Origin of the sequence: Psychromicrobium xiongbiense (assembly GCF_030271165.1) — a bacterium.
GTDB classification, from domain to species: Bacteria; Actinomycetota; Actinomycetes; order Actinomycetales; family Micrococcaceae; genus Renibacterium; species Renibacterium xiongbiense.
Genome location: NZ_JASSZH010000026.1, coordinates 49,431 through 57,367 on the forward strand (window position 1 = coordinate 49,431; position 7,937 = coordinate 57,367).

Here is a 7,937-nt window from a genome sequence, read left to right on the forward strand (position 1 = left end):
GTATTGCGGTGGCGTGAAAACAGCGTGAGAACAGCGTTACCTCGACACTCAGCGCGAATAAATTCAGTCGCGTGCGTCCTGCGGGTAGCTCACGCCCAGCTGGGCGCGGACGCCATCGAAGAGACGCATGATGTCGACACTGTCCTGCCAGGGCATGGTTGGGCTTTCGGTCAGGCCCTGCTGGATGCATCGGGTGACTTCGCGCAGCTCGTAGGTGTACCCGGAGCCGTAAACTTCGAACTCCTCGATCCGGTCCAGTCCCCAGTCGGTGCCATTCCAGTCGGCACAGACCCGGATCTGTGAAGGGTTGTTGACCGAATCGATGGTCTCCACGAAACCCAGGGATCCACAGACCGAGGCGACCCGAGGGCTCTGGGACACCAGCGAGCTCTGCAACTGGGCGAAAGCGCCACCCGGGTAGCCCAGAGTGATGGCATTCTGCGTGTCCACGCCCCAAGGGGTCAGGCCGCCGACGGCGTGCAGGGACTCGGGTGCCCCCAGAGTGCCCCAGGCCCAGAGCAGCGGGTAGACCGTGAGGTCCAGCAGTGCGCCACCGCCGGCTTCCGGAGCCCAGATGCGCGAAGCAGGATCGACCGGAGCAGGGAAGCCCAGATCTGCGCGAACCCATTGCACCTGGCCGATGGTGCCTTCACGGATGATCTCCAGGGCGCGCTGAATCCCGGGCACAAAACGAGCCCACATGGCCTCCATCAGGAACAACCCGCGCTCGCCGGCCAGAGCCACCAGCTCCTCGGCCTGCCGGGCGTTGAGGGTGAGCGCCTTCTCGCACAGGACGTGCTTGCCTGCCTCCAGTGCAGCCTTGGCGACCTCATAGTGCTGCCCGTGCGGGGTGGCTACATACACCACGTCCACCGCTGGGTCGGCACAGAGCGCCTGGTAGCCGGACACGCCGGCATCGTCCGCGTACCAGCGGGTCACGCCGAATTCTTCAGCGAAAGCGCGGGCCGATTCCGCACTCCGGGAGGAGACCGCCTGAAGAGTCGCATCCTCCAACAGCGCCAGATCGCGGGTGACCGTGTGGGCGATGCCACCGGTGGCCACCACCCCCCAACCCAGGGAGCGGCCCGTGGCGGTCAGGGGGTTGGGGAATCCGTCGTCGTACCAGTCCGGGCGGGCGATGTAGGTTTTCATCTGCTCATTGTGGCACCTCATTGTGACAGTGCTGAGACACGTTATGCCTTGTTGCGCCATCCCCGCCATGAAAGTGTCGAGGAAAGAGAAATAACTGTATGAACTGTATGAGTGTGTGCTGAGGAGATGCGATGAGGATTTTGCGGCGAGTGGTGTTCCCGGTGGTCTGGCTGGTGATTTTCGCGGTGATAGCCCTGGCCCTGGTCAAAATCGCCTTCATGGACGGATTGAAGCCGACCAGCAGCACGGCCTTCCCCCAGGCCACCGTGGCGCCCGCAATCGTGCCCGTTACCCGCGGCACCATCAACAATGTGGTGGAAGTCAAGGGCTCCCTGGTCACCGATCCGGCGGTTCCAGTGCTCTCCAACGCCGCAGGAACGGTGGTGAAGATCTTCGTGGATCCGCAGGCCACCGTGGCGGCAGGGGATCCGTTGTTCCAGGTGAAATCGATGGTCCAGAGCACCACGGCAGCGCCAGCCGCCGGATCTACCGGGAACGGAACCGGCAAGGGCGATGCGGTACCGGCTGCGCCCACCTACCGTTACCAGAATGTGCTGGCGCCTGCTGCAGGAACCCTTCAAAACTTCACTTTGCTGCTGGAACAGCAGGTGAGCGTGGGGCAGAACCTCGGTGGCGTGGTCTCCGGCAGCCTCTCTGCGCAGGCGAGCCTGACCGCCGAGCAGCAGTACCGGCTGCTGGGCCAGGTGACCCAGGCGACGATCACGGTCAATGGCGGCCCGGCACCCTTTGACTGCGGCACGGTGGCCTTCGGGGCAGCGGATGCCGCTGTGCCGAACGCCGGAGGCGCGGGAGCCACAGGTACAGAGGCGAAAGCCGGTGCCATGCCCGGGCCAGCGGCACCGGGAAGCGGTTCATCCTCCGGCAGCCCCACCACAGGCAAAGTCAGTTGCGCGATCCCGGCCGGTACTCCGGTGTTCTCTGGCCTGGGCGCGACGATGCAGCTGACGGCAGGCAGCGCGAAGAACGTGCTGGTGGTGCCGCTGAGCGCGGTCAAGGGCAGCTTCAAATCCGGTCAGGTCTGGGTCGCCACGGACAAAGGCCAGGAGAAGCGCGACGTCGAACTCGGCCTCAACGACGGCAAGCAGGTGGAGGTGACCAAGGGGCTGGCGGAAGGGGAACGCGTCCTGCAGTACGTCCCGGGCGCGCCCGCACAGAATTGCCCGCCCGGCGCGCCGTGCCCGCCAGGCGGTAATCCCGGCGGTGGACAACCGATGACCGGCAACTCGAACGGGGCCGCAGGGTGAGTGCTGAACTGTTGGTCCGCCTGGAGGGTGTGACACGGACTGTTTTTCTACCCAACGACGATCAGCTGGACATCCTCCGCGGCATCGACCTGGAGCTGCGCGAAGGGGACCATACCGCCATCGTGGGACGCTCCGGTTCCGGGAAGTCCACGCTGCTCAACCTCCTGGGCCTGATCGATCGTCCGTCGGCCGGCAGTCTGGAATTCAGAGGGAAGAACGCCCATCAGATCAGCGACACCCGACGGGCACGGCTACGGGGTTCCAGCATCGGCTTCGTGTTTCAGCAGTTCAACCTGCTGCCGGGCCGCAGCGCCTTGGAGAACGTCATGATGCCGCTGATGTATTCGGGCCGCGACTTCTGGCGTCGGCGGCAACTGGCCACCGACATGCTGGTTCAGGTGGGTTTGGAAGACCGCCTGGAGGCCTCGCCATCGCTGCTCTCCGGTGGCGAGCAGCAGCGAGTCGCCATTGCCCGCGCCCTGGTGCGCAGACCACAGCTCATCCTGGCCGATGAGCCCACCGGGGCGCTCGACGTGACCACCGGGCAGGCGGTGATGAAGTTGCTCGACGAGGTGGCAGCGCAGACTGGGGCGGCTCTGGTGACGATCACCCATGATCTGGCGGTGGCCCGGTTGGCCCGGACCCATTTTCGCCTTGAGGAAGGTCAGCTGAGCGAGGATCCCTCGCTGGCCGCTGCTGCCGTGGAGGTGGCGGTATGACCGGCTTCATCGCAGCCCTGGTGGGAGCCTGGGGCGAATTCCGGGTCCAGAAGACCAGGGTTCTGCTCTCCCTGGTGGGGGTGGCACTCTCGGTGGCGGCCCTGACCGCGGTGGTCGGCATCGGCGATCTGATGCGGGCCGGGATCACCCAGAATCAAGAGAAGTGGGGCGGCCGGACCGCCACGCTGCAGCTCTATATCGGCAGCGACACCGGAACGCCCATCGCGGGTGGCCAGGAGAAAATTGATCAGGTCCTGCAACGGTATGGGCTGAAGGACTCATCGAGCACCCGCACCGAAGGGCAGGCCCAGTTCCAGTTTGTCCAGGGCGTGGCGCCAGCCCGGGTCACGTTGGTGGACCCACCGTATGGGACGATCCACCGGGTCACAGTGAGCCGTGGGCAGTGGTTCGCCGCTGATGACGCCCAGCGGCTGGCGCCAGCCATGGTGGTGAATGAGAGTTTCTATTCGAGGATGGGCCGCCCTGATCTACAGCGCGCTCCGGAGGTGGGGGTGATCGGTGAAACCCCGGTGACCGCCATCCTGATCGGTGTGGTGCCCGATGCCGATCCCTCCGGCTCCCCGGCCGCTTACCTCTTGCGCAACAGCCCGGCGGCAGGTTCGGTGGCGGCCTTCCAGGGTGGCGTCAGCCAGGAGATCTGGGTGGATCCGCAGCAGGCTGCGCGGGTGTCCGCGGCGCTGCAGAGTGATCTCGCGGCAGCCTTTCCGGGCGCGCACGTGAACATCAACCGGAGTGACTTTGCCGCTCAGGGCGATCCTTTCGCCATCGTCCAGTGGGGAGCCGCAGGAGTGGCGATCCTGGTGATGTTTCTCGGTGTGCTGAGCCTGCTGAACATCACCATGGTCACCATTCGGCATCGAGTGCGGGAGATCGGCATCCGGCGCAGTTTCGGGGCTACCGGGAGCCGGGTGTTCTTTTCGGTCATGCTCGAATCGGTGGTCGCCACAACAGCGGCCGGGATCCTGGGTGTGATGCTCGCGATTGCCGTGGTCAAGAACCCCTGGATCGAGTCGAAAATCGGCCAGGGGCTCACCGAGTACCCACCCTTTCCGCTGAGCGCAGCCCTGCTGGGGCTCGGGGCGGCGGTTCTGGCCGGCGTGATTGCCGGGTTGCTCCCGGCCATCGTCGCGGTCCGGATCAAGGTCATCGACGCTATCCGCTTCTAACCGGGGACCACCCGCAGCGCTGCCCTTGGGCAACGGACCACGGCCTCCTGAGCGTCCTCCCATTCGGAGGCGGCGATGGCGATCTGCGAGCGGTCCTCGGCCGGCCGGTCCGTGACCAGCGGGTAGCCGAATTCGTCCTGTTCCAGATGCTGCGGCAGCAACTCGATGCACAGGCCCCTGCCCTCGCAGCGCGTCCAGTCGATATGCACGATGGCGGCCGGTCGACGCATCAGCCCACCTCCAGTCGGCGGGCCCCGAGGGGCTGAGTGTGGGCCTGTGGCCTGGCCGAACCGGCGAGGCAGCGGCCATGCGCATGCGCCAGTAGGTCCTCATGAAAGACCGTCAGTGCATCGGCAATGAACCGGGCACTGCCGTCCGGATGATGACAGGCGCCCCGCCCAGGGAGCAGACCCACCAGGTGGTTCAACCGGGCCAGCTCGGCGCCGGACTGCCCCTGGAATCCACTATCGCCGTGCACCAGATCCCGGAAGAGGCCCGCCACAGACGGCAGACCAAAACGGCAGGGACCACACTGCCCGGTGGACTGCGAGGCGAGGTAATCGGCAATCCGGCTGCTGGCGCGCAGGCCGCACTGGCCCCGGGGCAGCGCGTAGAGAATCCCGGCCCCGGGCGCCATCCCCAGCGGTCCGCCGAGAGTGAGCCTCTGAATCTGATCCCGGGGGACCCAGCAACCGTGATACCCACCCACCAGCAGTGCCTCCACCCTGTCTACGCCGATGCCGCAGTAACCCAGGACCTCGGCCAGTCCCACCCCACCGGGCACTTCAAGAACCCGGGGCTCGCCATCGCCAAAATGCACGGTGACCAGCCGGGTCCCCGGATCAGTGGAGGTGCCCACGCTGCGGAACCATGCCGCTCCGAACCGGGCCAGCAGACCGAGCTGGGCGAGCGTCTCCACATTGTTGACCAAGGTGGGCCGGCCCTTCAGACCACGGGTGCTCAGCCGGTCCACATGGGTTCGCGGGGTGCTGCGGCCGGTGGCGATGGCCTGCACCACCGCACTGGCCTCGCCAGCGATGAACCGTGCTTCCGTCTGCACCAGGACGGGGCGCTTGCGGGTGCCTTGCGCGCCTGCCGGACGGGCTGCGATGGCTGCGGACAGCTCGGGGATCTCCGTGGAGAGGCAGAGGTAGCTGGCCTTGGCGCCGACCAGTCGGCTGGCTACCGCCAGCCCATCAAGCACCAGGTGCGGCGCATGGGTGAGCAGGGTGCGGTCCTTCTCGGAAAGCGGTTCGCCTTCCACCCCGTTGGCCACGACCACCGGTGACATCGTCAATCCTGCGGAATCCGCGGCGGAACGCACCGCCTCCACTTTGCGCCAGAGCGGGAACTGCGCGCCCCCACGGCCGGTCAGCCCGGACTCGGCGAGCAGAGTGAGCCAGGCTGGCCCGATGCCGGCCAGATCGAGCGCGCCGAAACGGGCTACGTGCCGGGACCAGTCGGCCCGGTTCCCTGCCGCGAAAAGTCGCCGGGCGCCATCGGGCGCCAGCGGGCCGGGTACCGGGGCAGGGGCGGCACTCACGCCCAGGTCCTTTCCTCGAGGTGGGAGGCCAGATGCGAGGTACGGGTGAACGTGCGGGAAAGCCGCCAGATCAGGGCGAGCAGAACGGCGAGCGCAGAAGCCGCGCTGAGCACCAGGAACCAGGTGCTCAGCCCATCGGTGCCATTGCCCAGCCCGTGCAGCAGAGCCAGCGGCCACAGGGCGTAAACCAGCCAGTGCACCAGGCGGAAGGCTGCAGGCCCGATGCGCACCCGGAGCAGGCCGGTGAGCACGATGGCGATCAGCAGGTCGAAGGCCACCGTTCCCAGTCCCTGCCAGAACGGATCGTGCGCGGCAAGGAACGGGAGCACCAGGTTGGCCAGACTCAGCTGGGCGAAGGAATCAAAAAGCAGCGTGACGATATGAAGCAGAACAAAGAGGCCGGAAAGCAGCGCGATATTTCGGTGCACCAGAGACAGCGAAACCCGTGAGAGTCCACCTCCGCGGGTGCCGGTGAGCGATCGGCCGGAGCGGGACACGACGCCGAGCACGATCGAGAGGGTGATCAGCAACAGGGCCGTGACCCCGCTGATCCGCCCGGTGGCCCAGAGCACCTCATCCATGGTGCTGTACCTCCTCAGGCCAGCTACCCAGGGTGTGAACCCGCCCATTGGCTGCCACCAGCCGGGCGGGAAGCCCCTGTTCGCGCAACCACTGGAGTGCTTCGGTTCCTTTGACCAGAGCGGCGGTACTCAGCGAATTGGCCTCCAGCGCGGTAGGAGCCACCACGCTTGCCGTCCGCCAGTGTGGCACCACCGGAATCCCCCAGCGTGGATCCAGCACATGGATGACGTTCTGGCCGCGGTGTGACCAGCGGCGTTTCTGAGTGCTGGAGGTGGCCACCGCCCACCCCTCGGCCAGCGTGAGGTAGCAGGGCGCGTCATGGTCGGTATCCTGCACCAGGATTTCCCAGGAACCCGGCGGCGGGCCGGCAGTGGCCAGATCCCCGCCCAGACTGACCAGGATGCCGCAGCCCAGCTGCCGGTGGAGCGCGGCGACCAGAAGATCGGCGGCATAGGCTTTGGCGCTCGCACCCAGATCCAGCACCGTGCCCTGGGGCAGGAAGAGCAGCGTTCCCTCGAGCCGGATCTCCCGCCAGCGGGGGCTGCGCGCGGGCCAGCTGCGCATCTGCAGCTGATAGCGGGCCTCGGCACCGGCCAGATCGTCGGGCCCGGAGGCAGGGCTCAGTTCTGCCAGATCGCGGTCGTAGCCCCAGAGCGAGAGGTCACGCCCCAGAGTGGGATCGACGGCACCGTCGGTCCGTTCGGCGGCGATCAGTGACGCCCGCAGAAGATCTGCCAGCAGACTGCTGACCGGAATGCCCGCCGTGGAGCCCTGAGGATGCAATTGACGCAGCTCCGAGTCGGGATCGAAGCGGCTGCAGGCCTGCTGAACGTCAGCCAGAAAAGAGTGGGAGCGCTCGATGGCGGCTGGCAGGACGGCGGGATCGGTCACCACCACGCGGGCCGGGCTACCCCAGATCTGCCATTGTGCACTGGCCCAGGTGTCGTACCGGTGGATGTCCACCCTGGTGGGTGCATCCAGCACGCCAGTCCGCGTTGCGTCCGGCATCTCAGGACCCCGAGGAATGGCCGTGCCTCCCGCTACCTCCGGGGAGGACCGGCATCGGGGACGCCGGTGTGTTCGGGCTGGTCTGGCTGTTTGAGTTGGTCTGGCCGCCCGGAATGGTGGGCGTGGTGCTGGAGGAGCCTGTGGTGTTGCTGGCTGAGCTCTGCGGCATCGTCCAGTAGATGGCCGTTCCGCCGACCGCAGTGAGCGCAATGCCAGCCACACTGGCTGCCGTGGTGACGGCACGTGCAGCACGCTGAGCCTGGTGTTTGACGGCCATGAGGGGGTTCTTTCCTGCGACAGTTCTGATTCCCAGGAGTTCCTGGAGCTCCGCCGACGATTCCGGTCGGTCACTCCAGTGTGCAGGAGGCACTTAGCCGGAAGCTGAGAAAGGCTTCAACGCCAGACAAGAAGGTTTCACGCAGGAGATGTCGGGGCAGCACGACCAGACATGAAGGAGGCGGCTCTCCCTGCAGGGAGAGCC

9 protein-coding genes are annotated in these 7,937 nt (G+C 66.6%); 3 read left to right on the forward strand and 6 right to left on the reverse strand.

Annotated elements, in window-relative coordinates; translation table 11 throughout:
* Window positions 1-63: 63 nt before the first annotated feature.
* Complete coding sequence (locus QQM37_RS10650; protein ID WP_285727313.1) at window positions 64-1,152, reverse strand: Gfo/Idh/MocA family protein; 1,089 nt, start codon at window positions 1,150-1,152, stop codon at window positions 64-66.
* Between the two features lie 131 nt (window positions 1,153-1,283).
* Between QQM37_RS10650 and QQM37_RS10655 the strand changes: the two genes are divergently transcribed.
* Genes QQM37_RS10655 through QQM37_RS10665 form a run of 3 tightly spaced genes read left to right on the forward strand, consistent with a single transcriptional unit; the run spans window position 1,284 to window position 4,323 of the window.
* A complete protein-coding gene (locus QQM37_RS10655) occupies window positions 1,284-2,417 on the forward strand; it encodes a permuted SH3 domain-containing protein (RefSeq protein WP_285727315.1) in 1,134 nt (377 codons plus the stop codon).
* A 29-nt stretch (window positions 2,418-2,446) separates the two neighbouring features.
* Window positions 2,447-3,136, forward strand: a complete 690-nt coding sequence (locus tag QQM37_RS10660; RefSeq protein WP_285727317.1) for an ABC transporter ATP-binding protein — start codon at window positions 2,447-2,449, stop codon at window positions 3,134-3,136.
* Window positions 3,133-4,323 carry an ABC transporter permease gene (locus tag QQM37_RS10665; RefSeq protein ID WP_285727318.1) on the forward strand — a complete coding sequence of 397 codons (1,191 nt, stop codon included), beginning with the start codon at window positions 3,133-3,135 and terminating at the stop codon, window positions 4,321-4,323. The genes QQM37_RS10660 and QQM37_RS10665 overlap by 4 nt, the downstream gene beginning before the upstream one ends.
* On the opposite strand, the gene QQM37_RS10670 is transcribed toward QQM37_RS10665, so the two are convergent.
* Genes QQM37_RS10670 through QQM37_RS10690 form a run of 5 tightly spaced genes read right to left on the reverse strand, consistent with a single transcriptional unit; the run spans window position 4,320 to window position 7,733 of the window.
* A complete protein-coding gene (locus QQM37_RS10670) occupies window positions 4,320-4,553 on the reverse strand; it encodes a ferredoxin (protein ID WP_285727320.1) in 234 nt (77 codons plus the stop codon). The genes QQM37_RS10665 and QQM37_RS10670 overlap by 4 nt on opposite strands.
* Window positions 4,553-5,866 (reverse strand): NADH-ubiquinone oxidoreductase-F iron-sulfur binding region domain-containing protein, encoded by a 1,314-nt coding sequence (locus tag QQM37_RS10675; protein WP_285727322.1) that lies wholly within the window; start codon window positions 5,864-5,866, stop codon window positions 4,553-4,555. The genes QQM37_RS10670 and QQM37_RS10675 overlap by 1 nt, the downstream gene beginning before the upstream one ends.
* The gene (locus QQM37_RS10680; RefSeq protein WP_285727324.1) at window positions 5,863-6,447 is read right to left on the reverse strand and encodes a ferric reductase-like transmembrane domain-containing protein; all 585 of its coding nucleotides are present in this window, start codon (window positions 6,445-6,447) and stop codon (window positions 5,863-5,865) included. The genes QQM37_RS10675 and QQM37_RS10680 overlap by 4 nt, the downstream gene beginning before the upstream one ends.
* Window positions 6,440-7,456: an FAD:protein FMN transferase gene (locus QQM37_RS10685; protein ID WP_285727326.1), complete on the reverse strand. Its 1,017-nt coding sequence runs from the start codon at window positions 7,454-7,456 to the stop codon at window positions 6,440-6,442. The genes QQM37_RS10680 and QQM37_RS10685 overlap by 8 nt, the downstream gene beginning before the upstream one ends.
* Before the next feature lies 1 nt (window position 7,457).
* A complete protein-coding gene (locus tag QQM37_RS10690; protein ID WP_285727328.1) occupies window positions 7,458-7,733 on the reverse strand; it encodes a hypothetical protein in 276 nt (91 codons plus the stop codon).
* Window positions 7,734-7,937 lie beyond the last annotated feature (204 nt).